The following is a 24,586-nucleotide window of genomic DNA, read 5'->3' as shown; positions in this document are numbered from 1 at the left end:
AAATGAAACGCACGTTGAGTTGGATCGCCGCAGCGAGTTTCATGCTCGCTGCCGGGAACGTACGGGCCGTCGAGGTCGAAGTTCCCGGATTGTTAACAGACCACACTGTCTCCTCGGTCGGGCACAATTTTTATCGTGCATTCAGTGACAAATGGGACAGTACATTTACTGGAAATATAACAATCAACGAGCGGCCCAGTGCACGATGGGGAAGTTGGATAACAATAACGGCTAATCAGGACGTTATTTATCAAACATTTTTATTCCCCACGAAAATAGACTTCGATAAAAACGTAGCCTTAGCACTGGCTCAATCAGAAGATGCTATTAATCGCCTGCAAATTGATAAAGCGCTATTAAGCACTAGCGATTTAGCAAAAGACGAATTCTAGCGAACCTATATCCGGAGGCTGTCATGCGTATTGCATATGCAGTTGTTTCGATAATGCTAATAACCCCTATAAGCTGGGCCGGAAATATGACGTTCCAGTTCCGTAACCCTAACTTTGGCGGTAATCCCAATAATGGGGCGTTTCTGTTGAACGAAGCCCAGGCGCAAAACTCCTATAAGGATCCCAGCTTTAAGGATTTTAGCGTCGATACCCCATCGGCACTGGACAACTTCACGCAGGCTATCCAGTCGCAGATTTTGGGAGGGTTGCTGACCAACATTAATACCGGCAAACCCGGCCGAATGGTGACCAACGACTTCATTGTCGACATCGCCAACAAGGACGGACAACTCCAGTTGAACGTTACCGATCGAAAAACCGGGAAAACCTCCACCATTCAGGTTTCCGGTCTACAAAGTGATTCAACGAACTTTTAAACAACAACGAAATAAGGACAACGATCATGCAGCGCTTCCTGATATTTGTTGCAGTGTGCTTATTGAGCGGTTGTTTAACTGCTCCACCTAAAGAAGCTGCAAAACCAACATTAATGCCTCGGGCTCAAAGCTATCGTGATTTAACACATTTACCTGCGCCGACCGGTAAAATATTTGTCTCGGTTTACAACATTCAGGATGAAACGGGACAATTTAAACCTTATCCGGCAAGTAACTTTTCTACGGCAGTGCCACAGAGCGCCACCGCCATGCTGGTGACCGCCCTGAAGGATTCGCACTGGTTTATTCCTCTGGAACGTCAGGGTCTCCAGAACCTGTTAAATGAACGGAAAATTATTCGCGCTGCGCAGGAAAATGGTACCGTCGCGAATAATAACCGCATGCCGCTGGAATCACTGGCCGCGGCGAACGTCATGATCGAGGGATCGATTATCGGTTATGAAAGCAACGTTAAATCGGGTGGTGTGGGCGCGCGTTACTTTGGTATCGGTGCTGATACGCAATATCAGCTCGACCAAATCGCCGTTAACCTGCGTGTCGTCAACGTCAGCACGGGCGAAGTGCTCTCTTCGGTAACGACCAGCAAAACCATTCTTTCTTATGAAGTGCAGGCCGGGGTTTTCCGCTTCATCGATTACCAGCGTTTGCTGGAGGGTGAAATCGGGTATACCTCTAACGAACCGGTCATGATGTGTCTGATGTCAGCCATAGAAACCGGGGTAATCTTCCTGATTAATGATGGTATCGATCGTGGATTGTGGGACCTGCAGAACAAAGCAGAGGCGCAAAACCCGATACTGGTTAAATACCGCGATATGTCAGTGCCTCCGGAATCCTGACAGGAAGCGCATAAAAAAGGCGAGATCATCATCTCGCCTTTTTTTATTCGCTTACCGCAGTGATGTTTTGCGCTTTATCCCGTCTGGCGGCCAGCCAGAGGCCGCTGTTCTTCATGGCATAGCCAAACACCAACCCCAGCATTAGCGAGGGAAGCACCAGCGCCCAGTCCCCCTGCCCTGCAAACGTCGCGCATGCGCCCATAAAGGTACCGGGTACAAACGACAGCAGCATATGCTTTGCCTGGATACACATCAAAAACGCGACTACGCCGGTCATGATATAGCCCAGGATCTCCAGATGCGGGGCCAACGCGCTGCCCTTCATAATCACGAGTGCCCAGATAACACCGCTCATCAGGGTACAGCCAGAGATAAAAAGCCCTTTTACGCCGCCTTGCGGGCAGGCAAAGTAGGCCGTACAGCCCAGAAACCCGGCCCAGCTGAGCAACCCGAGAGAGACCGCCACCCATCCCCATAGTCCGGAGAGAATGCCTGTCGTGAATGCGATACACAGTAATATGTTCATGGCGCGCATCTTAGCAGAAGCGCGCCATGGAAATGAGATCAGATGCACATTCCGTGCAAGATGAAATGTATGGTTGCAGAATTTATGTGACCTAAATCACTCTTCATCCTCTTCTTCCAGCTCATCCCACATTGCCGCAATGGCGTCGCGGGTCAGCGGAGCCAGCGTTCTCCAGAACGGCGAGGTCGCATGTGCTTCAACTTTGCCGAGGAAAGTACCGCACCACGGCAGCAGATACGCTTCGAAGAGCGTTTCGATAGCCTCGTTCTCATCATCAGCGGCGTGATCTTCAATCCAGGATGCAGCCAGCAGCAGCGTTCCGATATGGTCCGCAGGGGTATCCGTCAGCGGCATTCCGCGTTCAGAGAGAAACGTGCGCACTTCCGCTTCCGTCGCCCCTTCCTGCCAGGCTGAACGGTACGGCGAAACGCGGCATTCGTCGCCAATAAACAGTGCGTTGTAATCCGTTGAAATCTGCTGCATATCGCAACTTTTTTGCAGACGCTCCAGCAACTCATCCTGTTCCAGCGGCCAGTTTTGCGCCAGTTTCCCTTCACGAATCAGGGTAAAGAGTGGAACCAGCAGCGGGTCTTGCGGCTGACGATAGAACAGCGTACCCAGCACGCGGCAAAGGATGGAAAACTCATTCATTTTTTTATTCCATTACACAATTAAAGATCGGCAAATTCATCAATCGGATCCATTCCGCGTGACTCGAGGAAATCAAGCATGCGGCGTGGGGTAACATTAAGGATCCTGTCTTCCGGGAAATCCACGTCATTCAGTATTTTCAGGCATTCACTAAAATCACCCAGCGTAAACGCGGTATGGGAATCGGAACCCAGCGCCACCATGCCGCCGGCATCCCGTACTGCAGCTGCCACGGCGCGACAGTTTGCTTCACTGCCCTTGCGCGAGTGAACAAAAGAAGAGTTATTGATCTCCAGCGCCACGCGGTGTTTCGCTGCCGCCTGGGCAACAGCCTCGATATCAATCGGGTATTTAGGATTACCCGGATGAGAAATAATGTGCACGTTGCCGCTGGCTATAGCAGCAATCATCGCTCGGGTGTTCGTCTCTTTATCCTGCGGCGCGAAAACCGGCTCGTGGAAACCGGCAAGGATCAGATCCAGAGAGGTCAGCATCGGTCCGGTGCAGTCGATTTCACCGTCTGTATTTTTAATGTTTGCCTCGATACCGCGCAGTATCCCAATACCGTCCACCAGACGTGGCCAGATCCGCATATTCACAAAATGCCAGTAGTGCGGCGCATCTGCCATGTCCGGGCCGTGATCGGTAATCGCAAAAAGCGTAATGCCCTTGCGTTTCGCTTGCGCGATATAATCATGGAGGTTGCTATACGCGTGAGTACTGGCGACGGTGTGCATATGCAGGTCAACGGGATACATCTTTCTCTCCTCTGCGGTTTTTCCAAAGGATAGCAGTTATCTGCAGCGAATATTAGCAAAAACCCGGCTAACGCCGGGTTTCACTCAGTAGCCGCGCTGTCTGTCGACCTTTCCGGTTACCGGATGGCCCTGCTCCATCTCACTGATGGTGTGGGTAATATAGGCCACAGCTTCCGCCGGACGCGTGACCGCTGCAATGTGCGGCGTCATCGCCACATGCGGATGTGCCCACAGCGGGCTTTCGGCCGGTAACGGCTCGCGGCTGTACACATCCAGCATCGCCCCTTTCAGTTTTCCGCTGTTCAGCGCCTGAAGCAGATCGGACTCAACAAGGTGTACCCCGCGTGCCAGGTTCATTACGTAACTCTGGTCGGCCAGTTGATTAAGCAGTGCACCATTGATAATCCCCACCGTTTCGGCCGTATTTGGCAGCAGGTTGATGAGCACGCGCGTACCGTTCAGGAACGCAGGAAGCTCATCAGCGCCGGCAAAACTTTCTACGCCCGGATAATCCTTGCGGCTACGGCTCCAGCAGCGCAGTGGGAAGCCCCACGGGGCAAGTGCTTCAGCGACTTTTGAGCCGAGCACGCCAGCCCCGAGGATACCAATGGTAAAATCTTCACGCTGATAATCCGGCAGCGGCTCCCAGTGGGATTGCTGTTTTAGTGCCTGATAGTCGTCGAAGCGGCGGAACCAGTGCAGCACCTGGCTGACGGCATACTCCTGCATTTGCTGGCCCATGCCGGTATCTTCCAGACGGAAAAGAGGGATCTCTTCCGGCAGCATTTCAGGGTGTGCTTTCAGTTTGCTCAGAATCGAATCCACGCCGGCGCCCAGTGCAAAAACGGCCTTCAGTTTACGGCCCTGGAGCATTTCTACCGGCGGATGCCAGACCAGCGCGTAGTCAGCATGTTCGTTATCACCACGTTTCCACTCACGCACGCTCGCCCCGGGCAACGCCGCCGAAAGTGCCTTAATCCAGTAAGCAGTATCAAAAGTGGGGTGATAGAAGATTATATCCATAGTCATTCCTGCCTTTTATTGCGCTGTTTTGTGTTCATTTTCAACTGGATTGCCAGCATAACAAATTTTTCCCGCCACCGCGTTGTTGATAAAAAAGGCGCTTTCAGCACATTTAAAAGCCATGTTGACTGAAGTTTGTCTAAATGCACTGATTTACTGAAAAAGTGAGTTGACGCCAGTTCGGCTTTTCCTTACATTAGCGCCCGTCCCGGCAACAACGGGATGACAATATGGTGAGGTGTCCGAGTGGCTGAAGGAGCACGCCTGGAAAGTGTGTATACGGCAACGTATCGGGGGTTCGAATCCCCCCCTCACCGCCATATTTAAGATGATAGCTCGTACGAAAGTACGGGCTTTTTTCTTTTATATTCCCCGGACAGGGGGGATGAGAATCCCCGACCGGGGTTCGACAACGGGCGACAGCCAGTTGGACAGACTGAGCGCGCAGCGAACAGGCTGCCCACAGGGCGAGCGAAGCGAGTCAATCCCCCCTTCACCGCCATATTCAAGATGAGAGCGCGTACGAAAGTACGGGCTTTTTTCTTTTATATCCCCCGGACAGGGGGGATGAGAATCCCCGACCGGGGTTCGACAACGGGCGACAGCCAGTTGGACAGACTGAGCCCGCAGCGAACAGGCTGCCCGCAGGGCGAGCGACGCGAGTCAATCCCCCCTCACCGCCATATTCAAGATGAGAGCGCGTACGAAAGTACGGGCTTTTTTCTTTTATATTCTCCGCCCGCGCAGCATGAGACCTTGTGTGGTGTAAGATCCTCACCCTCGCTCCAGGGGAGAGGGAAAGATTAATCTTCCACCATCCGCGCATACTCTTCGGTAAGAAAATCCACCAGTGCCCTGACAGACGGGAGTAACCCGCGTCTTGAAGGATACACAGCATGAATCACCTCACGTCGTGGCTCCCAGGCATCAAGTACGCGAATGAGGTCCCCTGACGCAAGCTGATCTTTCACCATCAATATCGGCAACTGCACCACGCCGATACCCGCTATAGCCGCTTCACGCAGCGCCAGCATATCGGTAGTGATCAGGCGAGGATGGTAATGGATTTCCGCCTTCGCCCCTTCGGGACCGCTCAGTTCCCATTTATGGATGTGTTTACCCTCGTTCGTGCTTAATCCAGGCCAGGCACTGAGTTCAGAGGGCACCAACGGTTTACCCATCCTTTGAATCAACGCCGGTCCAGCGACCAGGCAATGTCCCCGGTCAGCCAGTACCCTTAACACCAGATCGCTGTCATCGAACGGACGCGGGCGCACACGGATCGCGACATCAATCCCCTCCCCCACCAGGTCTACCCGCCGGTTGGTTGCCTCAAGCTGCAGCGCGATCCCTGGATAGCGCGCCATAAATCTCGCCAGCATCGGGCCAACATGGACATGCAACAATGTTATCGGGCAGGTGATCCTGACAATACCGCGCGGCTCAGCCTGTAACGCGGCCACCGCCTCCTCAGCAGCTTCTGCTTCCACCATCATCGCTTTACAGTGCTGATAGAAGGTCTGGCCTACTTCTGTCACCGTAAACTGCCGCGTTGTGCGATGTATTAACCGCACGCCAAGCCGCTCTTCCAGCTGAGCTATCCGGCGGCTTAGCCGGGACTTCGGCAAATCGAGCGCACGCCCCGCTGCAGCAAAACCACCGTAGTCGACCACCTTCACAAACCAGACGAAGTCATTGAGATCCTGCATAAATCCTCATCGTTCTATTTTCAGAACAGTGAATGCCATTTTCACTATCTACCGAGATATTAACGCTGAATATAAGCTAATTACATCAACAACGCTTCAGGAGTTCATCATGAAAAACGTAACAGGCGTGTATACCGCTCCCCGTCAACACTGGGTTGGTGATGGTTTCCCGGTACGTTCAATGTTTTCTTACCAGACGCACGGCGAACCGCTCAGTCCGTTCTTGCTGCTGGACTACGCCGGGCCATACACCTTCCCGGCGGATGGGGCAAAGCGCGGCGTCGGCGAGCATCCGCACCGGGGTTTCGAAACGGTCACCCTCGTCTATTCCGGCGAAGTTGAACATCGCGATTCCACCGGCAGAGGCGGCGTAATAGGCCCCGGGGACGTGCAATGGATGACGGCGGGCGCTGGCATTTTGCACGAGGAGTTCCACTCCAGCGCGTTCGCGCAGAAAGGCGGTGAACTGAAAATGATGCAGCTGTGGGTCAACCTGCCTGCCAAAGACAAAATGGCGACGCCGGGCTACCAGAGCATCACTAAGGCGGATATCCCTGTGATCACGCTGCCGGATAACAGCGGCTCGCTGCGGGTTATCGCAGGTCGCTACGAGGATGTTGCTGGCCCCGCGCACACCTTTTCACCGCTAAACGTCTGGGACATTGCGCTCAATCAGGGTAGCCATCTCACGCTCAGTCAGCCGGAGGGCTGGAGCACGGCGCTGGTTGTGATGGAAGGCACCATTACGGTGAACGGAACAGCCCAGGCAGGCGAGGCACAGCTGGTTGTATTAAGCCAGCAAGGCGACACACTCCATCTGGAAGCGAGCCTCGATGCCAAAGTCCTGCTGATGGCCGGCGAGCCGCTGAATGAACCCATCGTGGGCTATGGGCCGTTTGTGATGAACAGTAAAACCGAAATCGCGGAAGCCATTCGTGATTTCAACTCCGGCCGCTTCGGCCAGATCTGATGGTAATAAAGGAGAAGAAGATGTCTGCACCTGCAAATTTTAACGGCTCACGCCCGGTTATTGATGTAAACGATGCGGTGATGTTGCTTATCGATCACCAGAGCGGACTTTTCCAGACCGTGGGGGATATGCCAATGCCAGAGTTGCGCGCACGTGCTGCGGCGCTAGCAAAAATCGCTACCCTGGCGAAGATCCCGGTGATCACCACCGCTTCTGTTCCGCAGGGACCGAATGGCCCCCTTATTCCGGAGATCCACGCTAATGCGCCACATGCGCAATACGTTCCACGTAAAGGTGAGATCAACGCCTGGGATAACCCGGAGTTTGTGGCTGCGGTGAAAGCCACCGGGCGCAAAACGTTGATCATCGCCGGCACCATCACCAGCGTCTGCATGGCGTTTCCCTCTATTAGCGCAGTCGCGGAGGGTTATAAAGTGTTTGCGGTTATTGATGCCTCCGGCACCTACAGCAAAATGGCTCAGGAGATCACCCTGGCGCGCGTGGTCCAGGCCGGGGTGGTACCAATGGATACCGCGGCGGTTGCCTCTGAGATCCAGCGGACATGGAACCGGGAAGATGCAGCCGAGTGGGCTGAAGTGTATACCCATATCTTCCCTGCCTATCAGCTGCTGATCGAAAGCTATACCAGAGCACAAGAGGTGGTCAAAAACAGCGAAGTGCTCGATTCACAGCGTTAATCACCGGCTCCACGGTCAAAATGACGTGGAGCTGATTATTGCTTAACCGAACAAGCACTAAAGCAGAAAATCTGCTTGACCGTTTTAGCGCAACTCCCTATAGTAGCGCCCCGTTGCCCCCCAAGCGGTCAGGCAGCAAAACAATATGGTGAGGTGTCCGAGTGGCTGAAGGAGCACGCCTGGAAAGTGTGTATACGGCAACGTATCGGGGGTTCGAATCCCCCCCTCACCGCCATATTTAAGATAAGAGCTCGTACGAAAGTACGGGCTTTTTTCTTTTATATCCCCCGGACAGGGGGGATGAGAATCCCCGACCGGGGTTCGACAACGGGCGACAGCCAGTTGGACAGACTGAGAGCGCAGCGAACAGGCTGCCCGCAGGGCGAGCGAAGCGAGTCAATCCCCCCCTCACCGCCATATTCAAGATGAGAGCTCGTACGAAAGTACGGGCTTTTTTCTTTTATATTCCCCGGACAGGACGCCCGCACAAAAAACAAAGCCCGGTTTCCCGGGCCTTGAACACAACGGCTAACTCAATAGTACGCTTGCAGCGTGCGCTGGCAGAGCGCTGAACGCACGCAGTCTTCTTTCGTGAAGCGTACCACCCCAATCATCTCATCTTCCTCAAAACGTGACATGGCGTCGCTCAGTCCGGACTTCACGCCCGACGGCAGATCGCACTGGGTAATATCACCATTGACGATGACCGTCACGTTTTCCCCGAGGCGCGTTAAAAACATCTTCATTTGCGCTGCGGTCACGTTCTGAGCCTCGTCAAGAATGACGACCGCATTTTCAAATGTACGTCCGCGCATATAAGCGAACGGCGCGATTTCCACCTTGCCAATCTCTGGTCGCAGACAGTACTGCATAAAGGATGCTCCCAGACGTTTCACCAGCACGTCATAGACGGGCCTGAAGTAAGGGGCAAACTTCTCTGAAATATCTCCTGGCAAGAAGCCAAGATCTTCATCAGCCTGCAGTACCGGACGGGTGACAATAATTCTCTCCACGTCTTTATGGATCAGCGCCTCTGCCGCTTTGGCTGCACTGATCCACGTTTTCCCGCATCCAGCTTCGCCGGTTGCAAAGATGAGCTGTTTACTCGCGATAGCATTCAGGTAGTGCGCCTGAGCCTCATTGCGCGCCACAATTGGAGAATTATCACGGCTGTCTCGGGCCATGCCAATTGCTTCTACGCCACTCATCTGCACAAGCGAGGTGACCGATTCTTCTTCACGCTGTTTATGACTACGTGAATCCCGTCTCAGCACACGTTTTGCTTCGCGACGAGCTTTGATCACTGCTTTTTGTCTTCCCATGGATAGCACCTTGAGTTGTTGGTATTCATCACACGTGCCAGTTTCAGCACGATTATGCGCACGAACATCAGAGGGTTGGCTTCCTTGTAAGCCATTGCTTGCTTTACCGGATGACGCAACAGAACGGCTACGCGCACCATTCTGCACGTCGGTCGAAAGAGATTCTTGAGTCGAGGGGGATAATTTTGTGGTGAGGAAATCGCTGCCGGAGTCTGAGCCTCCGCGCCGGGTGCTGCGGGTGTTGTGTTTACCATGTCCAGTACAGGACGCAACCATTCGCGATCTCCATAGTGATTCAGCATCACTGCCGGGAACTACCGCTGTCTTATCTTAAGTACATCAGGAGTTATCATAAATGCAACATTTATTTTACCTGAACGTAACTTTAAGACTGTCCCTACAGTGGAAATCAGTCTCATACAGGAATATTACAGAAATATAACAGCAGGACAGGCATATGAAAAAATAATGTCCCCGCGAATTATCGCAGGGACAATTATCAGGCTTCAATCAACCCTTGAGCGAGATAGGCGTTGCGATCGCGTGCGCCAGGCAGGGCAAAGAAATAACCGCCGCCGATGGGTTTAATGTACTCTTCCAGCGCTTCCCCGTTTAAGCGTTTCTGTACGGTCAGGAAGCCCTTCTCCAGGTCGTGCTGATAGCAGACAAACAGCAGCCCCATATCGAGCTGGCCGGCGTTGGTTACGCCAAGTGAATAGCTATATCCCCGACGCATCATCAGGCTGGATTGTGTCTCTTTGGTACGCGGATTGGCCAGTCGGATATGGCTGTCCAGCGCGATGACATCGCCATTCGGATCGCTGGCGTAGTCAGGCACATCATGCTCGTTCTTCATCCCGAGCGGAGCGCCACTCTGTTTATCGCGGCCAAAAATCGTCTGCTGCTCTTTGAGCGGCGTACGGTCCCAGAACTCCACGTGGAACTGAATAATCCGCACCGCCTGATAGCTTCCCCCCACAGCCCATGCCGGCTCGCCCTGATCGGCCGTCACCCAGACCACCTCTTTCATGAGCGGATCATTACGGCTGTCCGGGTTGGCCGTGCCGTCTTTAAAGCCCAGCAGGTTTACGGGCGTCTCTTTCCCTTTGCTGCGGGCGGCATGGTCAGAGATAAACCCTTCCCGCTTCCAGCGAACGCTCAGCAGGTCCGGCGTGTGCTTGATGATGTCGCGCAGCGCGTGGATCACCGTATCCTGGGTGTTGGCGCAAATTTGCAGGAGCAGATCGCCGTGGCAGAGAGCAGCATCCAGAGAGTCATTCGGGAAACGCGTCATTTTCTGCAGCGCTTTTGGCTTCTGTTTTGCCAGCCCGTAGCGCGCATCAAACAGCGACTCACCGAGCGAAACGGTTATCGTCAGGTTATCCGGAGCGATAAATGCCCCGAGGATACCGGAATCCATCGGCGGCAGACGCGGGTTAGGCGTGTCCGGCGCCGGACCACCGGCGGTGAGAAACGCGATGCGCGTCGTCAGCAGGCGGAACAAACGCTCAAGATCGGCTTTATCGCTTGCCAGCGAATCAAAAGCCACCAGCATCATGGAGGCCTGCTGTGGCGTCAGAATGCCCGACTGATGCTCGCCATAAAAAGGCTGCGTCTCCATGCGTGCATTGGGTGACAGCGTGCCGGGAGCACTTTGCGGTTTCGCCGCATGCGCCACCGGACACCCTCCGGCCAGAGCAAGGGCGCCCCCCAGCGCCCCTACCCCTTTTAACAATCGACGACGTGAAGGTTCCACCACGTCGTGTTCATTCTGCTTGTTCATCGTGCTTAATCCAGACCCAGTACGCCACGCAGCAGGGAGAGATCTTCCGCCAGTGTGGTAATCGGGCCTTTCAGCGCGTTACGGTCGGCATCGGTCAGTTTATCGTAGGTTTCAAACCCGTCTTTGGTACGGTACTTCGCCAGAATGGTGTCGACTTTTTTGAAGTTGGCATCCACTTTCGCCAGCAGTTCGCTGTTATCTTTCTGCAGCTGAGGACGCAGCAGATCGACAATTTTCTGCGCGCCATCGACGTTCGCCTGGAAGTCCCACAGGTCGGTGTGGCTGTAACGGTCTTCTTCACCGCTGATTTTACTGGCCGCCACTTCTTCAATCAGACCCGCGGCACCGCCCACCACTTTTGATGGCGGGAAGGCCAGCTCGCTGATGCGTTTTTGCAGCTCAAGCACGTCACTGTTCAGCTGATCGGCATATTTATCCATCCCTTTGAGAGTGTTATCGCCAAACAGGGCTTTCTCCAGACGGTGGAAGCCGGTAAATTTCGGGTCGGCTGCTTTTTGCTCAAAATCATCTTCACGGGCATCAATGCTGCCATCCAGGTCAGAGAACAACTCGGCAATCGGCTCAATCCGCTCGTAATGCTGGCGGGTTGGCGCATACAGGGATTTCGCTTTCGCGATATCGCCCGCTTTTACCGCATCGGTGAAGGCTTTGGTACCCGCAGCCAGGTCCGCCGTCTCTTTGATGACATACGCTTTATAAGCAGTAATCGCATCACCCAGGCTCAACAGGGCCGTGCCTTTTCCGGCGTCCGCCGTGGCGTTGCCCTTCACGATAAGCTTGCCTTTAGGGTTCGTCAGCAGCCCGCAGGTCATCTCATATTCACCCGGCTGCAGGTTGGCGGTCATCTTCTGACTAAAGCCCGGCGCGATATTTTCACGCTCTTCCACCACCATGACGCCTTTCAGGATTTCCCACTCCAGCGCCTTCTGGCTGTGGTTCTGAATAATAAACTGGGTTTTGCCGCTGTTGACCGTGATGGTCATTGGCTCGCACTGCTTATCATTGACCGAAACCTTGACCTGCGGAACATCCGCGCCCCAGGCGGAAAATGCTGAAGCGAACAGCGCGGCAATGCCTGCGCATAACGCACTACGACGGAACTGAATTGCCATGACTCTTCCCTTTAAAAGTATGTTGTAACTAATGCAGACAGATTACGGCGCAACGCGCGACGTCTGAGTGCCGGTGCGCGGCGGCATGGCAAACAGCACCAGCGCCGGAACCAAATAGATAAAGTACATCGCCACTTCGCTGACGCTCGGCGTTTCCTGGTAACCAAAAATACCTTCGAGCAAGGTACCGGTCAGGGAGTGCGTTGAGAGCACGTTACTGAGGTCGAACGCCACTTCCTGGAAGTGATTCCACAGGCCCGCTTCGTGGAAAGCGCGGATCGCCCCCGCCGCCAGCCCAGCGGCCACCAGCAGAATAAACAGGCTGGTCCATTTAAAGAATGCACCCAGGTTAAGACGAATGCCGCCCCAGTAGAGCAGGAAGCCCAGCACCACCGCAGTGGCCAGACCCAGCATCGCACCCAGCGGTGGCCAGATCCCCACATCCTGCTGAAATGCCGCCAGCAGGAAGAAAACCGACTCCAGCCCTTCCCGCGCCACGGCGAAAAAGACCATCATGATCAGCGCCCAGCCGTGGTTATTGCCCTTTTGCAGGGCGTTATCCACCGCCTGCTCCAGCTGCACCTTCACGTTGCGGGACACTTTACGCATCCAGAACACCATCCAGGTGAGGATTACCACGGCAATGACGGCCACGATCCCTTCAAACAACTCTTGCTCTTTCTGGGGAAACTCACCGGTGGTTTCATTGATAAGAATGCCAAGGCCCAGACAGAGTGCTGCGGCGAGGAATACCCCAATCCACATGACACCGATCCAGCGTCCACGCTGGGTTCGCTTCAGATAACTGGCGATGAGGCTGACGATGAGGGCCGCTTCGAGACCTTCGCGTAACATAATGAGAAATGGAACAAACATGCCGACACCTTAAATGTTTATCGCGGTCAACTGATGCAAAGAAAGGTAAATTCTTGTGATAGTGATTATCATTACGCCAGCAAGAAAAACAAGCGAAATGTGTGTTGTTTTGATGACGAGTTGTAAACACCCAGCCTGGTAATAATTGCTGGCGTTATCGTTAAGTTTATAAGTTATAGCGAAAATGCCCATTTACGGTTAATCAGGGCTGTGGCTAAATATCTGCCTCAAAAACCAACTGAAAATTAACCATGTTTAACATTATCCATTTCCTGCTGGCGCTGGTGATTATTCTTGCGCTTGCCTGGCTGGTGAGTTTCGACCGCCGAAAAATTCGCATTCGTTTTGTTTTACAGCTGATTGTCATTGAAATAGCCCTGGCGTTCTTTTTCCTGCATGCCGAAAGCGGGCTGTTCATTATTAAATATGTCTCGGGATTCTTTGAGTCACTGCTGAAATTCGCGGCTGAAGGCACCAATTTCGTCTTTGGCGGGATGGGTGAAAAAGGACTGGCGTTCATTTTCCTCGGCGTACTTTGCCCGATTATTTTTATCTCCGCACTGATTGGTATTCTTCAGCACTGGCGAATTCTGCCGATTTTTATTCGGGTGATCGGGACACTGCTGTCAAAACTGAATGGCATGGGTAAGCTGGAATCGTTCAACGCGGTGAGCTCGCTGATCCTCGGACAGTCTGAAAACTTTATTGCCTACAAGGGTGTACTGGGCGACCTCTCCTCTCGTCGTCTCTTCACCATGGCGGCCACGGCCATGTCGACGGTATCTCTGTCGATTGTCGGTGCCTATATGACCATGCTCGACGCCAAATTTGTCGTTGCCGCGCTCATCCTGAACATGTTCAGCACCTTTATTATTCTCTCCATTATCAACCCGGCGCGCCCGGAAGCAGAGCCGGACATCAAGCTTGAAAAGCTGCACGAGTCCCAGAGCTTCTTCGAAATGCTTGGCGAGTATATTCTGGCCGGTTTTAAAGTGGCGATGATTATTCTGGCGATGCTGATTGGCTTTATTGCCCTTATTAGCGCCGTTAACGCCCTCTTCTCCAGCGTATTTGGTATGAGCTTCCAGCAGATCCTGGGCTATGTATTTTACCCGCTGGCATGGCTGGTTGGTATTCCGCTGAGCGACGCGTTGAATGCCGGCAGTATTATGGCAACCAAGCTGGTCGCAAATGAATTTGTGGCAATGATTGAGCTGCAAAAAATTGCGCATCAGATGTCACCACGCGGACTGGGCATTTTGTCCGTTTTCCTGGTGTCGTTCGCTAACTTTGCCTCTATCGGCATTGTGGCCGGGGCGATCAAAGGCCTGAACGAGCAACAGGGGAACGTGGTATCGCGTTTTGGCTTACGTCTGGTGTATGGCGCGACGCTGGTCAGTTTACTGTCCGCCAGCTTTGCAGGACTGGTGCTGTAAGCGATAACGGCGGGTTCTCCCGCCGTTTTTCATTAAAACTGCACGCACACCGGCTGATCGACTCGCATCACCGACTCCTGCGCGAAGCGTGATTTATAAATACCGCGCAACGCTTCAATATTCTTCTCGCTCTGCGCATCTTTACCGTGGATCAGCATAAGCGCCTTGCTCGGTTCACGCGCCACTTTCCCGTCGTTACCCAGCCACTGCCCACGCGCATCAAAGACCGTCAGGCCATCGCGAAAACGCGGCGTCACGTCCTGGTCAACGAACTGCTGCCACTCGCCGGTGGTGATTTGCGCCCCTGCGGGACGGTTTAGCCCGAAATAGAGCGTGGTTTGCTGCATCTGGTTATCCGCTTTGCAGGTCTCCATCGCCGCGTGTTGCGACGGCACACTGCAGCCCGCCAGCATCAATAATGCCGCTGCCATTACCCCTGTTTTGATTGTCATGCTTCGCTATCCTCATTGTTATAAGCACAGCGATATCATCGTAAATTGCGGATTTTGGCAAGAAAAAAGCCGGGTAGCGCGCGCTTACCCGGCCTGACTATCAGCGAAGATTACTCAGCCTGCAGCTTAGACGGCGGTGCAGTGTGATAGTGTGCGTCTGCTTCAGCAAAACGTTTCTGCATTGAGGCAGAAGGCGCTTTACCCAGCAGGCTGAACACCACAATGCCGATACTGCCGAAGATGAAGCCCGGGATAATTTCGTACAGACCGAGCCAGGCGAACTGCTTCCAGACGATAACGGTAAGCGCACCGATAATCATCCCCGCCAGCGCGCCGTTGCGGGTCATGCGCGACCACAGCACCGAGAAGAGCACCACCGGACCAAACGCCGCACCAAAGCCCGCCCACGCGTAGCTTACCAGGCCCAGCACGCGGTTCTCAGGGTTTGCCGCCAGCGCAATGGCGATTAAGGCCACCACCAGCACCATGAAACGCCCCACCCATACCAGCTCTTTCTGGCTCGCATCTTTACGCAGGAACGCTTTGTAGAGGTCTTCGGTGATTGCACTTGAGCAGACCAGCAGCTGGCAGCTCAGGGTGGACATCACGGCCGCCAGGATCGCGGAGAGCAGAATACCGGCAATCCACGGGTTGAACAGAATGCCCGCCAGTTCGATGAACACACGTTCGGCGTTCTGGTTTACTGCACCTGCCTGCGCCGGGTTATTGTTGAAGTAAGCGATGCCGAAGAAACCAACCGCACAGGCACCCGCCAGGCAGAGGATCATCCACGTCATACTGATACGACGGGCATGAACAATCGTGTGGTGAGAGTCAGCGGCCATGAAGCGCGCCAGAATGTGCGGCTGACCGAAGTAGCCCAGACCCCAGCCCATCAGCGAAACGATGGCGACAAAGTTCAGCCCTTTCAGCATGTCGACGTTTTCAATGCTCTTCTGCTTAATCACTTCCAGCGAATCAGCAAAGCCGCCGACGGTGAAGATGACAATGACTGGCGTCAGGATCAGAGCGAAGATCATCAGGCTCGCCTGCACGGTGTCAGTCCAGCTTACGGCCAGGAAACCGCCCACGAAGGTATAGAGAATGGTTGCCGCAGCACCAGCCCACAGCGCCGTTTCATAGCTCATGCCGAAGGTGCTTTCGAACAGGCGCGCACCGGCCACAATGCCAGAGGCACAATAGATGGTGAAGAACACGAGGATAACCAGCGCAGAGATAATGCGCAGCACGCGGCTGTTATCTTCAAAGCGTCCGGTGAAGTAATCCGGCAGGGTCAACGCATTGTTGTTGGCTTCGGTATGCACGCGCAGACGGCCTGCAACCAACTTCCAGTTGATCCATGCCCCGACGGTCAGGCCAATGGCGATCCAGCTTTCAGAAATACCGGAGATGAAAATCGCCCCCGGCAGACCCATCAGCAGCCAGCCGCTCATGTCGGACGCGCCCGCAGAGAGTGCGGTGACCATCGGCCCTAAGCTACGCCCGCCCAGAATGTAGTCGTCAAAGTTCTTTGTTGAACGCCATGCCAAAAACCCTATCAGGATCATGCCAAATATATAAACGAGAAATGTCACCAGCATCGGTGTGCTAATTGCCATTCAAATTCTCCAAAATGTCGAGCGACAACCGTCCGGGTTGCCTTGTTATGTCATCACCGGAACGTAGTGATGTGTGTATGTGTTTCTGTTGGCCGCGCGTATCCTGCCGTAAGCAGTGCTCGCACACAAACGATTTAACACTGCATTTACATCAAATTCATCCCTGGTTTTATACGTCTTTCGTATAGGTTGCACTCGCTCACGCTTTTACGGGTTGCACCTTTTAAAAGTGTTAAGTCCCGCATAAAAACAGGCCTCTCATCCAGAAGCCAGCACTTTTTTCCAGCTAACCATCTCTTAACAATCCATTCATTTTCTGGGTTGCAAACCAGGTCACATTTAACACGGTTGCACAAAGTTGCAACATGGTGGATATTTCACGCTATCGATAGCACACGACGACAGAACAACAGGAGCTTTGGCATGGGTATGACCACCATGGGGGTTAAGCTGGATGACGCAACCCGCGAACGGATTAAGACCGCAGCAACCCGCATTGACCGCACGCCGCACTGGCTAATCAAGCAGGCGATTTTTAACTACCTCGAAAGACTCGAAAGCGATGAGGGGCTGCCAGAGCTGCCCGCGCTGCTGGCGGGTGCAGCCAATGAAAGTGATGAGGTTTCCGCCGCTGCTGACGAAAACCATCAGCCGTTCCTTGAATTCGCCGAGCAGATCCTGCCTCAGTCGGTCAGTCGCGCCGCCATTACCGGTGCTTACCGTCGTGCCGAAACCGACGCCGTACCGATGCTGCTGGAGCAGGCCCGTCTGCCAGAAGCCATTGCCTCTCAGGCGCACAGCCTGGCGTATCAGCTTGCCGACAAACTGCGTAACCAGAAAAATGCCACCGGCCGCGCCGGAATGGTACAGGGGCTGCTGCAGGAGTTTTCCCTCTCCTCTCAGGAGGGCGTAGCGCTGATGTGTCTGGCGGAAGCGCTGTTGCGTATTCCTGACAAAGCCACCCGTGACGCACTGATCCGCGACAAAATCAGCAACGGTAACTGGCAGTCACACATTGGCCGCAGCCCGTCGCTGTTCGTCAACGCGGCGACCTGGGGCCTGCTGTTTACCGGCCGACTGGTCTCGACCCATAACGAAGCCAACCTCTCCCGCTCCCTGAACCGCATCATCGGCAAGAGCGGTGAACCGCTGATCCGCAAAGGTGTGGATATGGCGATGCGCCTGATGGGCGAGCAGTTTGTTACCGGCGAAACCATCGCGGAAGCGCTGGCCAACGCCCGTAAGCTCGAAGATAAAGGTTTCCGCTACTCTTACGACATGCTGGGTGAAGCGGCTCTGACCGCCGCCGACGCGCAGGCTTATATGGTCTCTTACCAGCAGGCGATTCACGCCATTGGTAAAGCGTCAAACGGTCGTGGTATTTATGAAGGCCCGGGGATCTCCATCAAGCTCTCGGCCCTGCATCCGCGCTACAGCCGTGCGCAGTACGACCGGGTGATGGAAGAGCTCTATCCGCGCCTGAAGTCTCTGACCCTGCTGGCGCGCCAGTACGACATCGGTATCAACATCGATGCCGAAGAGGCCGACCGCCTGGAGATCTCCCTCGATCTGCTGGAAAAACTGTGCTTCGAGCCGGAGCTGGCAGGCTGGAACGGAATTGGTTTCGTTATCCAGGCGTATCAGAAACGTTGTCCGTTCGTGATTGATTACCTGATTGACCTGGCAAGCCGCAGCCGCCGTCGCCTGATGATCCGCCTGGTAAAAGGCGCCTACTGGGACAGCGAAATTAAACGCGCCCAGATGGAAGGTCTGGAAGGCTATCCGGTCTATACCCGCAAGGTTTACACCGATGTCTCATACCTTGCCTGCGCGAAAAAACTGCTCGGCGTGCCGAACCTGATTTACCCGCAGTTTGCCACCCATAACGCCCACACTCTGGCGGCCATCTACAGCCTGGCCGGTCAGAACTACTATCCGGGTCAGTATGAGTTCCAGTGCCTGCACGGCATGGGTGAACCGCTGTACGAGCAGGTCACCGGTAAAGTGGCGGACGGCAAACTGAACCGTCCGTGCCGTATTTATGCCCCGGTGGGCACCCATGAAACCCTGCTGGCGTACCTGGTGCGTCGTCTGCTGGAGAACGGGGCGAACACCTCCTTCGTTAACCGTATCGCCGATACCACCCTGCCGCTTGACGAGCTGGTTGCCGATCCGGTGCAGGCGGTTGAGAAGATGGCGGCCCAGGAAGGTCAGATTGGCCTGCCGCATCCGAAGATCCCGCTGCCGCGTGAACTGTACGGCAAAGGTCGCGTGAACTCCGCGGGCCTGGACCTGGCGAACGAACACCGTCTGGCCTCCCTCTCCTCCGCCCTGCTCAACAGCGCGCTGCAGAAATGGCAGGCCAAACCGATTCTGGAGCAGCCCGTCGCTGATGGCGAAATGCAGCCCGTGATTAACCCGGCGGAGCCAAAAGATATCGTCGGCTACGTGCGTGAAGCAACCGAAGCAGAAGTGGATCAGGCGCTGGACAGCGCGGTGAATAACGCGCCAATCTGGTTCGCGACGCCGCCGCAAGAGCGTGGCGCCATTCTGGAACGTGCTGCGGTGCTGATGGAAGACCAGATGCAGTCGCTCATCGGGATCCTGGTGCGCGAAGCAGGTAAAACCTTCAGCAACGCCATTGCCGAAGTTCGTGAAGCGGTCGACTTCCTGCACTACTACGCAGGCCAGGTTCGTGATGATTTCGATAACGAAACCCACCGTCCTCTCGGTCCGGTGGTGTGTATCAGTCCGTGGAACTTCCCGCTGGCGATCTTCACCGGCCAGATTGCCGCCGCACTTGCCGCAGGCAACAGCGTGCTGGCAAAACCGGCGGAGCAGACCCCGCTGATTGCCGCTCAGGGTATTAACATTCTGCTGGAAGCGGGCGTGCCTGCGGGTGTCATACAGCTGTTGCCGGGCCGCGGTGAAACGGTCGGGGCGAAACTGACCGCCGATAACCGTGTGCGCGGCGTGATGTTTACCGGCTCAACTGAAGTGGCCTCCCTGCTGCAGCGCAACATCGCCACCCGTCTTGATGCACAGGGGCGTCCAACGCCGCTCATCGCTGAAACCGGCGGCATGAACGCCATGATCGTCGACTCCTCCGCGCTCACCGAGCAGGTGGTGGTCGATGTTCTCGCCTCCGCCTTCGACAGCGCGGGCCAGCGCTGTTCCGCCCTGCGCGTGCTGTGTCTGCAGGATGACGTGGCAGACCACACGCTGAAGATGCTGCGCGGCGCGATGGCCGAATGCCGCATGGGTAACCCGGGCCGTCTCACGACCGATATCGGGCCGGTTATCGACGCGGAAGCCAAAGCAAATATCGAAAACCACATTCAGACCATGCGCGCCAAAGGCCGTCCGGTCTTCCAGGCCGTGCGTGAAAACAGCGAGGATGCCCGCGAGTGGCAGACCGGCACCTTTGTGCCGCCAACGCTGATTGAACTGGCCAGCTTCGACGAGCTGAAAAAAGAGGTCTTTGGCCCGGTATTGCACGTGGTGCGCTACAACCGTAACAACCTCAACGAGCTGATTGAACAGATTAACGCCTCCGGCTATGGCCTGACCCTCGGCGTGCATACCCGCATCGATGAGACCATCGCTCAGGTGACCGGCAGCGCTAAAGTAGGCAACCTATACGTCAACCGTAACATGGTCGGCGCGGTAGTGGGCGTACAGCCGTTCGGCGGTGAAGGTCTGTCAGGTACCGGTCCAAAAGCCGGTGGTCCACTCTACCTATACCGTCTGCTGGCAAACCGTCCGGACAATGCGCTCGGCGTGACGCTGGCACGTCAGGATGCCGAACGTCCGGTGGACGCGCAGCTGAAGGCCGTGCTGACACAGCCGCTGGAGGCGCTCATCACGTGGGCAGAAACACGCCCGGAACTGCGCGCTGTCGCACAGCAGTATGGCGAACTGGCGCAGGCGGGAACGCAGCGCCTGCTGCCGGGGCCAACCGGTGAGCGCAACACCTGGACGCTGATGCCGCGCGAGCGTGTGCTGTGCGTGGCGGACAACGAGCAGGATGCGCTGGTTCAGCTGGCCGCTGCTGCTGCAACCGGTTGTGAAGTGCTGTGGCCGGAAGATGCACTGCATCGTGACCTGGCGAAACAGCTGCCGAAAGCGGTCTCTGCCCGCATTCATTTTGCGAAGCCCGATGCCCTGCTGACTCAGCCGTTTGATGCCGTTATCTATCACGGTGATTCCGACCAGTTGCGCGAACTGTGCGAGCAGGTGGCGGCCCGCAGCGGTGCGATTGTTTCGGTACAGGGCTTTGCCCGCGGCGAAACCAACCTGCTGCTGGAACGTCTGTACGTGGAGCGCTCGCTCAGCGTGAACACCGCGGCGGCGGGCGGTAACGCGAGCCTGATGACAATCGGTTAATCGTGTAAAATATCCCCGGTGGCACTACGCTTACCGGGGTGACAAAATAACCCAGGGCCGGATAAGCACAGCGCATCCGGCTTTTTTACATGGAGGGGATGATGAAAAGATATCTGATCGCGGGGGCTGCATTGCTGCTGAGCGCGAACGCGCTGGCAGAAGAATGCGCAAATGCGACCACCCAGCTTGAAATGAACACCTGTACGGCGCAGCAGTACCAGGCAGCCGATAAAAAACTGAATCAGACGTATCAGGCTGCCATCAAACGCGCAGAAGCCCCACAGCGTGAGCTTCTGAAAAAGGCACAGCAGGCGTGGATTGCCCTGCGCGATGCCGACTGCAACTTTATCGGGTCGGGTACTGAGGGAGGCAGCGTTCAGCCGATGATCATCAGCCAGTGCCTGAACGAAAAAACCGTTGAGCGTGAAGCGTTTCTTGCCTCACTGATGCAGTGTGAAGAGGGCGATTTAAGCTGCCCTCTTCCGCCGGGAAACTAACGCACGCGGATCCCTTCAATGATCATCTGCTGAACGTTTTCCAGCGTGCTGTGGAAAAACGCCTCATCCTGGAGCGTTTTACCGGTCACCGCTTCAACCTGGGCCGCAAAGTCAGCGTAATGCTGAGTGGAGGCCCAAATCATAAAGATCAGATGATGCGGGTCAACTGGAGCCAGCTTCCCGCCCGCCACCCATCCGGCAATAATGGCCGATTTCTCGTCAACCAGCTGTTTTAAATCCCCGGTCAGTTCCGCCTGCAACAGCGGTGCGCCCTGCAGCATCTCCAGGCAGAACAGCCGTGACGCCTGCGGATAATCACGCGACACCTCCAGCTTCAGGCGAATGTACTCCCTGATCGCCACCAGCGGGGCAAGCTCTTCGCGAAACGCCTTAAGCGGCGCCAGCCAGATATCGAGGATCTGCTGCATCACCGCAATGTAAAGCGCCTCTTTCGACGGGTAGTAGTAGAGCAGATTCGTTTTCGACACCCCGGCCTGTTCCGCCACCTGCTCCAGGCGCGTGCCATGAATACCAAACTGCGAAAAGGTCTCCAGCGCCGCACTCAGGATGGCCTGCTTCTTCGCACTGACCGCCTGCGAACGTTTACCGGGTGTTTTCACTGCACCTTGTGTCATTCCCGCTCTCCATATTTTGCGTTGCCATCAGCATAGCAAAACCCCTCACCGACCACGACACTCTGCACTCCGATCGCGCATGAATGCCTGTTTTCTGTGCAATGTTTTTGACCATTTAGTCCACATTTGCGTATCTCAATTAACCAACCATTGATTAACACATTAATAACAAAGCCATTTTCAAAACTGGCATTGCCTTTGCAAAACCCTCTTTACCTGCAACGTCGTAAAGAGAGGTTCGTGATGAAAATTGGCGTATTTGTACCTATCGGCAACAACGGCTGGCTAATCTCGACCACCGCCCCGCAATACATGCCTACTTTTGAGCTGAATAAAGCTATCGTGCAGAAGGCGGAGCACTACCATTTCGATTTTGCGCTTTCGATGATCAAACTGCGGGGTTTCGGCGGCAAGACCGAATTCTGGGATCACAACCTGGAGTCCTTCACCCTGATGGCCGGGCTGGCAGCCGTCACCTCGCGCATTCAGATCTACGCGACGGCCGCCACCCTCACCCTGCCGCCGGCGATCGTTGCCAGAATGGCCTCCACCATCGACTCCATCTCCGGTGGTCGCTTTGGCGTTAACCTGGTTACGGGCTGGCAAAAACCTGAGTATGAGCAGATGGGGATCTGGCCGGGCGACGAGTATTTCTCCCGCCGCTATGACTACCTGACCGAGTATGTGCAGGTGCTGCGCGATCTCTGGGGCACCGGCAAAAGCGACTTCAAAGGTGATTACTTCACCATGAACGACTGCCGCGTTAGCCCGCAGCCTTCCGCCCCGATGAAAGTGATCTGCGCCGGGCAGAGCGACGCAGGAATGGAATTCTCCGCTAAATACGCCGACTTCAACTTCTGCTTTGGCAAAGGCGTGAATACCCCAGCCGCCTTCGCCCCGACCGCGGCACGCATGAAAGAGGCCGCGGACAAAACCGGTCGCGATGTGGGTTCCTATGTCCTGTTTATGGTCATTGCCGACGAAACCGACGACGCCGCCCGCGCGAAATGGGAACGGTATAAGGCGGGCGCGGACGATGAAGCGCTGAGCTGGCTCACCGAACAGAGCCAGAAAGATACCCGTTCCGGCTCGGACACCAACGTCCGTCAGATGGCCGACCCGACCTCAGCGGTCAACATCAACATGGGCACGCTGGTCGGTTCCTATGCCAGCGTCGCCAGAATGCTCGATGAAGTGGCCGCCGTGCCCGGTGCGGAAGGCGTGCTGCTGACCTTCGATGAGTTCCTGACCGGTGTGGAAACATTCGGCGAGCGCATTCAGCCGCTGATGCAGTGCCGCGCCCACATTCCTGCTATCACAAAGGAGGTCGCGTAATGACCACGCTTGCAGCACGTCCGGAAGCCATCACCTTTGCGCCGCACCAAAGTGCCCTGATTGTGGTGGATATGCAAAACGCCTATGCCAGCCAGGGCGGCTATCTGGATCTGGCGGGATTTGACGTCTCCGCCACCCGACCGGTGATTGAGAACATTAAAACCGCAGTCAACGCAGCCCGCGCGGCAGGCATGCTGATCGTCTGGTTCCAGAACGGCTGGGACGATCAATATGTGGAGGCCGGTGGCCCGGGCTCTCCCAATTTCCATAAATCGAACGCCCTGAAAACCATGCGCAAACGGCCCGAACTGCAGGGCACACTGCTGGCGAAAGGCAGCTGGGATTACCAGCTGGTGGATGAGCTGGTGCCAGAGGCAGGCGATATCGTGCTGCCCAAACCGCGCTACAGCGGCTTTTTTAACACCCCGCTCGACAGCCTGCTGCGCAGCCGGGGGATCCGTCATCTGGTCTTTACCGGCATCGCTACCAACGTCTGCGTGGAATCCACCCTGCGCGACGGCTTCTTCCTGGAATATTTTGGCGTGGTGCTGGAAGACGCCACCCATCAGGCCGGGCCGGCGTTTGCGCAGCAAGCGGCCCTGTTCAACATCGAAACCTTTTTTGGCTGGGTCAGCAACGTCGCGGATTTTTGCGACGCCCTGAATCCACCGTTAGCCCGTATTGCCTGAGGAACAAGACCATGCCGAAATCCGTGATTATTCCGCCAGGAACCAGTACCCCGATTGCCCCGTTCGTGCCCGGCACGCTGGCCGATGGTGTGGTGTATGTATCCGGCACGCTGCCGTTTGATCAGCACAATAACGTGGTCTACCCCAACGACCCAAAGGCGCAAACCCGCCACGTGCTGGAGACGATCAAAAAAGTGATCGAAACAGCGGGTGGCACAATGGAGGATGTGACGTTCAACAGTATCTTTATCACCGACTGGAAAAACTACGCCGCGATTAACGACATTTACGCCGAGTTCTTTCCCGGTGATAAACCGGCCCGGTTCTGCATTCAGTGTGGGCTGGTGAAGCCAGATGCGCTGGTTGAAATCGCGACCGTTGCACACATCGCAAAGTGAG

Annotated in this window: 23 protein-coding genes, 2 tRNA genes and 2 other RNA genes; 15 read left to right on the top strand and 12 right to left on the bottom strand. The window is 55.3% G+C overall.

Annotated features, from left to right (window positions below; translation table 11 throughout):
• Window positions 1-2 precede the first annotated feature (2 nt).
• The 3 genes from csgE to csgG are packed head-to-tail and all read left to right on the top strand — an operon-like array spanning window position 3 to window position 1,689.
• On the top strand, window positions 3-392 hold the full coding sequence (gene csgE, locus BH714_RS04265; protein WP_020884700.1) for a curli production assembly/transport protein CsgE: 390 nt from the start codon (window positions 3-5) through the stop codon (window positions 390-392).
• 23 nt (window positions 393-415) lie between these two features.
• Window positions 416-829: a curli production assembly/transport protein CsgF gene (gene csgF, locus BH714_RS04260; protein WP_020884701.1), complete on the top strand. Its 414-nt coding sequence runs from the start codon at window positions 416-418 to the stop codon at window positions 827-829.
• 26 nt (window positions 830-855) lie between these two features.
• On the top strand, window positions 856-1,689 hold the full coding sequence (csgG, locus tag BH714_RS04255) for a curli production assembly/transport protein CsgG (RefSeq protein ID WP_014169519.1): 834 nt from the start codon (window positions 856-858) through the stop codon (window positions 1,687-1,689).
• 43 nt (window positions 1,690-1,732) lie between these two features.
• On the opposite strand, the gene BH714_RS04250 is transcribed toward csgG, so the two are convergent.
• The 4 genes from BH714_RS04250 to ghrA form a co-directional block, all read right to left on the bottom strand.
• On the bottom strand, window positions 1,733-2,215 hold the full coding sequence (locus BH714_RS04250; protein WP_074176885.1) for a DUF1097 domain-containing protein: 483 nt from the start codon (window positions 2,213-2,215) through the stop codon (window positions 1,733-1,735).
• A gap of 96 nt (window positions 2,216-2,311) precedes the next feature.
• The gene (locus BH714_RS04245; RefSeq protein ID WP_040017125.1) at window positions 2,312-2,866 is read right to left on the bottom strand and encodes a TorD/DmsD family molecular chaperone; all 555 of its coding nucleotides are present in this window, start codon (window positions 2,864-2,866) and stop codon (window positions 2,312-2,314) included.
• A gap of 20 nt (window positions 2,867-2,886) precedes the next feature.
• Window positions 2,887-3,624, bottom strand: a complete 738-nt coding sequence (locus BH714_RS04240) for a phosphatase (protein WP_014169516.1) — start codon at window positions 3,622-3,624, stop codon at window positions 2,887-2,889.
• A gap of 84 nt (window positions 3,625-3,708) precedes the next feature.
• Window positions 3,709-4,647, bottom strand: coding sequence for a glyoxylate/hydroxypyruvate reductase GhrA (gene ghrA / locus BH714_RS04235; RefSeq protein WP_040017123.1), 939 nt, complete (start codon window positions 4,645-4,647; stop codon window positions 3,709-3,711).
• Between the two features lie 232 nt (window positions 4,648-4,879).
• Here ghrA and BH714_RS04230 point away from each other — a divergent pair.
• Both BH714_RS04230 and BH714_RS04225 read left to right on the top strand, forming a co-directional pair.
• Window positions 4,880-4,967 (top strand) — tRNA-Ser (locus BH714_RS04230).
• Between the two features lie 227 nt (window positions 4,968-5,194).
• Window positions 5,195-5,330: non-coding RNA, RtT sRNA (locus tag BH714_RS04225), on the top strand.
• A gap of 120 nt (window positions 5,331-5,450) precedes the next feature.
• Here BH714_RS04225 and BH714_RS04220 read toward each other — a convergent pair.
• On the bottom strand, window positions 5,451-6,356 hold the full coding sequence (locus tag BH714_RS04220; RefSeq protein ID WP_014169514.1) for a LysR family transcriptional regulator: 906 nt from the start codon (window positions 6,354-6,356) through the stop codon (window positions 5,451-5,453).
• Window positions 6,357-6,465: 109 nt separating this feature from the next.
• Here BH714_RS04220 and BH714_RS04215 point away from each other — a divergent pair, with 109 nt between their 5' ends.
• The 4 genes from BH714_RS04215 to BH714_RS04200 all read left to right on the top strand — a co-directional run bounded on the left by BH714_RS04215 (window position 6,466) and on the right by BH714_RS04200 (window position 8,441).
• Window positions 6,466-7,326, top strand: a complete 861-nt coding sequence (locus BH714_RS04215) for a pirin family protein (protein ID WP_040017122.1) — start codon at window positions 6,466-6,468, stop codon at window positions 7,324-7,326.
• Between the two features lie 20 nt (window positions 7,327-7,346).
• The gene (locus BH714_RS04210; protein ID WP_040017121.1) at window positions 7,347-8,024 is read left to right on the top strand and encodes an isochorismatase family protein; all 678 of its coding nucleotides are present in this window, start codon (window positions 7,347-7,349) and stop codon (window positions 8,022-8,024) included.
• Between the two features lie 147 nt (window positions 8,025-8,171).
• Window positions 8,172-8,259 (top strand) — tRNA-Ser (locus BH714_RS04205).
• A 44-nt stretch (window positions 8,260-8,303) separates the two neighbouring features.
• A non-coding RNA gene (locus BH714_RS04200) (RtT sRNA) lies at window positions 8,304-8,441 on the top strand.
• 116 nt (window positions 8,442-8,557) lie between these two features.
• On the opposite strand, the gene phoH is transcribed toward BH714_RS04200, so the two are convergent.
• From phoH to efeU, 4 genes are all read right to left on the bottom strand, one after another.
• Window positions 8,558-9,346 carry a phosphate starvation-inducible protein PhoH gene (phoH, locus tag BH714_RS04195; RefSeq protein ID WP_040017120.1) on the bottom strand — a complete coding sequence of 263 codons (789 nt, stop codon included), beginning with the start codon at window positions 9,344-9,346 and terminating at the stop codon, window positions 8,558-8,560.
• A 499-nt stretch (window positions 9,347-9,845) separates the two neighbouring features.
• Window positions 9,846-11,129, bottom strand: a complete 1,284-nt coding sequence (gene efeB / locus BH714_RS04190; protein WP_020884708.1) for an iron uptake transporter deferrochelatase/peroxidase subunit — start codon at window positions 11,127-11,129, stop codon at window positions 9,846-9,848.
• Between the two features lie 5 nt (window positions 11,130-11,134).
• Window positions 11,135-12,262, bottom strand: coding sequence for an iron uptake system protein EfeO (gene efeO / locus BH714_RS04185; protein WP_040017119.1), 1,128 nt, complete (start codon window positions 12,260-12,262; stop codon window positions 11,135-11,137).
• Between the two features lie 42 nt (window positions 12,263-12,304).
• Window positions 12,305-13,138 carry an iron uptake transporter permease EfeU gene (gene efeU, locus BH714_RS04180; RefSeq protein WP_020884710.1) on the bottom strand — a complete coding sequence of 278 codons (834 nt, stop codon included), beginning with the start codon at window positions 13,136-13,138 and terminating at the stop codon, window positions 12,305-12,307.
• Between the two features lie 251 nt (window positions 13,139-13,389).
• On the opposite strand from efeU, the gene BH714_RS04170 reads away from it, so the two are divergent.
• A complete protein-coding gene (locus BH714_RS04170; RefSeq protein ID WP_014169507.1) occupies window positions 13,390-14,574 on the top strand; it encodes a NupC/NupG family nucleoside CNT transporter in 1,185 nt (394 codons plus the stop codon).
• A 32-nt stretch (window positions 14,575-14,606) separates the two neighbouring features.
• Here the strand turns inward: BH714_RS04170 and BH714_RS04165 are convergent, their stop codons facing one another.
• A complete protein-coding gene (locus tag BH714_RS04165) occupies window positions 14,607-15,026 on the bottom strand; it encodes a DUF3574 domain-containing protein (RefSeq protein ID WP_014169506.1) in 420 nt (139 codons plus the stop codon).
• Window positions 15,027-15,136: 110 nt separating this feature from the next.
• On the bottom strand, window positions 15,137-16,645 hold the full coding sequence (gene putP / locus BH714_RS04160) for a sodium/proline symporter PutP (RefSeq protein ID WP_020884712.1): 1,509 nt from the start codon (window positions 16,643-16,645) through the stop codon (window positions 15,137-15,139).
• A gap of 423 nt (window positions 16,646-17,068) precedes the next feature.
• On the opposite strand from putP, the gene putA reads away from it, so the two are divergent.
• Window positions 17,069-21,031 carry a trifunctional transcriptional regulator/proline dehydrogenase/L-glutamate gamma-semialdehyde dehydrogenase gene (gene putA, locus BH714_RS04155; protein WP_040017118.1) on the top strand — a complete coding sequence of 1,321 codons (3,963 nt, stop codon included), beginning with the start codon at window positions 17,069-17,071 and terminating at the stop codon, window positions 21,029-21,031.
• Window positions 21,032-21,132: 101 nt separating this feature from the next.
• Entirely contained in the window at window positions 21,133-21,528 is a 396-nt protein-coding gene (locus BH714_RS04150; protein ID WP_020884714.1) for a lysozyme inhibitor LprI family protein, read from the top strand.
• Here the strand turns inward: BH714_RS04150 and rutR are convergent.
• Window positions 21,525-22,163 carry an HTH-type transcriptional regulator RutR gene (gene rutR / locus BH714_RS04145; RefSeq protein ID WP_014169502.1) on the bottom strand — a complete coding sequence of 213 codons (639 nt, stop codon included), beginning with the start codon at window positions 22,161-22,163 and terminating at the stop codon, window positions 21,525-21,527. The genes BH714_RS04150 and rutR overlap by 4 nt on opposite strands.
• Window positions 22,164-22,406: 243 nt before the next feature.
• Here rutR and rutA point away from each other — a divergent pair, with 243 nt between their 5' ends.
• Genes rutA through rutC form a run of 3 tightly spaced genes read left to right on the top strand, consistent with a single transcriptional unit; the run spans window position 22,407 to window position 24,585 of the window.
• Complete coding sequence (gene rutA, locus BH714_RS04140) at window positions 22,407-23,498, top strand: pyrimidine utilization protein A (protein ID WP_025204484.1); 1,092 nt, start codon at window positions 22,407-22,409, stop codon at window positions 23,496-23,498.
• Window positions 23,498-24,187: a pyrimidine utilization protein B gene (rutB, locus tag BH714_RS04135; RefSeq protein ID WP_020884717.1), complete on the top strand. Its 690-nt coding sequence runs from the start codon at window positions 23,498-23,500 to the stop codon at window positions 24,185-24,187. Before rutA ends, rutB begins: the two co-directional genes overlap by 1 nt.
• A gap of 11 nt (window positions 24,188-24,198) precedes the next feature.
• Entirely contained in the window at window positions 24,199-24,585 is a 387-nt protein-coding gene (gene rutC, locus BH714_RS04130) for a pyrimidine utilization protein C (protein WP_020884718.1), read from the top strand.
• Window position 24,586: the final 1 nt, after the last annotated feature.

The sequence above is a fragment of the Enterobacter ludwigii genome, assembly GCF_001750725.1.
GTDB lineage: Bacteria > Pseudomonadota > Gammaproteobacteria > Enterobacterales > Enterobacteriaceae > Enterobacter > Enterobacter ludwigii.
Note: the sequence above shows the minus strand (reverse complement) of the source record. Positions and strands in the feature narration are given on the sequence as shown.

Excerpts from the sequence above, each read along its gene's own strand:
- BH714_RS04240 (WP_014169516.1), bottom strand. The coding sequence starts at position 3,624 with ATGTATCCCGTTGACCTGCATATGCACACCGTCGCCAGTACTCACGCG.
- rutB (WP_020884717.1), top strand. The coding sequence starts at position 23,498 with ATGACCACGCTTGCAGCACGTCCGGAAGCCATCACCTTTGCGCCGCAC.
- ghrA (WP_040017123.1), bottom strand. The coding sequence starts at position 4,647 with ATGGATATAATCTTCTATCACCCCACTTTTGATACTGCTTACTGGATT.
- rutA (WP_025204484.1), top strand. The coding sequence starts at position 22,407 with ATGAAAATTGGCGTATTTGTACCTATCGGCAACAACGGCTGGCTAATC.
- phoH (WP_040017120.1), bottom strand. The coding sequence starts at position 9,346 with ATGGGAAGACAAAAAGCAGTGATCAAAGCTCGTCGCGAAGCAAAACGT.
- BH714_RS04250 (WP_074176885.1), bottom strand. The coding sequence starts at position 2,215 with ATGAACATATTACTGTGTATCGCATTCACGACAGGCATTCTCTCCGGA.
- BH714_RS04165 (WP_014169506.1), bottom strand. The coding sequence starts at position 15,026 with ATGACAATCAAAACAGGGGTAATGGCAGCGGCATTATTGATGCTGGCG.
- efeO (WP_040017119.1), bottom strand. The coding sequence starts at position 12,262 with ATGGCAATTCAGTTCCGTCGTAGTGCGTTATGCGCAGGCATTGCCGCG.
- BH714_RS04215 (WP_040017122.1), top strand. The coding sequence starts at position 6,466 with ATGAAAAACGTAACAGGCGTGTATACCGCTCCCCGTCAACACTGGGTT.
- BH714_RS04150 (WP_020884714.1), top strand. The coding sequence starts at position 21,133 with ATGAAAAGATATCTGATCGCGGGGGCTGCATTGCTGCTGAGCGCGAAC.
- rutC (WP_020884718.1), top strand. The coding sequence starts at position 24,199 with ATGCCGAAATCCGTGATTATTCCGCCAGGAACCAGTACCCCGATTGCC.
- putA (WP_040017118.1), top strand. The coding sequence starts at position 17,069 with ATGGGTATGACCACCATGGGGGTTAAGCTGGATGACGCAACCCGCGAA.
- putP (WP_020884712.1), bottom strand. The coding sequence starts at position 16,645 with ATGGCAATTAGCACACCGATGCTGGTGACATTTCTCGTTTATATATTT.
- BH714_RS04245 (WP_040017125.1), bottom strand. The coding sequence starts at position 2,866 with ATGAATGAGTTTTCCATCCTTTGCCGCGTGCTGGGTACGCTGTTCTAT.
- BH714_RS04210 (WP_040017121.1), top strand. The coding sequence starts at position 7,347 with ATGTCTGCACCTGCAAATTTTAACGGCTCACGCCCGGTTATTGATGTA.
- efeB (WP_020884708.1), bottom strand. The coding sequence starts at position 11,129 with ATGAACAAGCAGAATGAACACGACGTGGTGGAACCTTCACGTCGTCGA.
- rutR (WP_014169502.1), bottom strand. The coding sequence starts at position 22,163 with ATGACACAAGGTGCAGTGAAAACACCCGGTAAACGTTCGCAGGCGGTC.
- BH714_RS04170 (WP_014169507.1), top strand. The coding sequence starts at position 13,390 with ATGTTTAACATTATCCATTTCCTGCTGGCGCTGGTGATTATTCTTGCG.
- csgG (WP_014169519.1), top strand. The coding sequence starts at position 856 with ATGCAGCGCTTCCTGATATTTGTTGCAGTGTGCTTATTGAGCGGTTGT.
- csgE (WP_020884700.1), top strand. The coding sequence starts at position 3 with ATGAAACGCACGTTGAGTTGGATCGCCGCAGCGAGTTTCATGCTCGCT.
- csgF (WP_020884701.1), top strand. The coding sequence starts at position 416 with ATGCGTATTGCATATGCAGTTGTTTCGATAATGCTAATAACCCCTATA.
- BH714_RS04220 (WP_014169514.1), bottom strand. The coding sequence starts at position 6,356 with ATGCAGGATCTCAATGACTTCGTCTGGTTTGTGAAGGTGGTCGACTAC.
- efeU (WP_020884710.1), bottom strand. The coding sequence starts at position 13,138 with ATGTTTGTTCCATTTCTCATTATGTTACGCGAAGGTCTCGAAGCGGCC.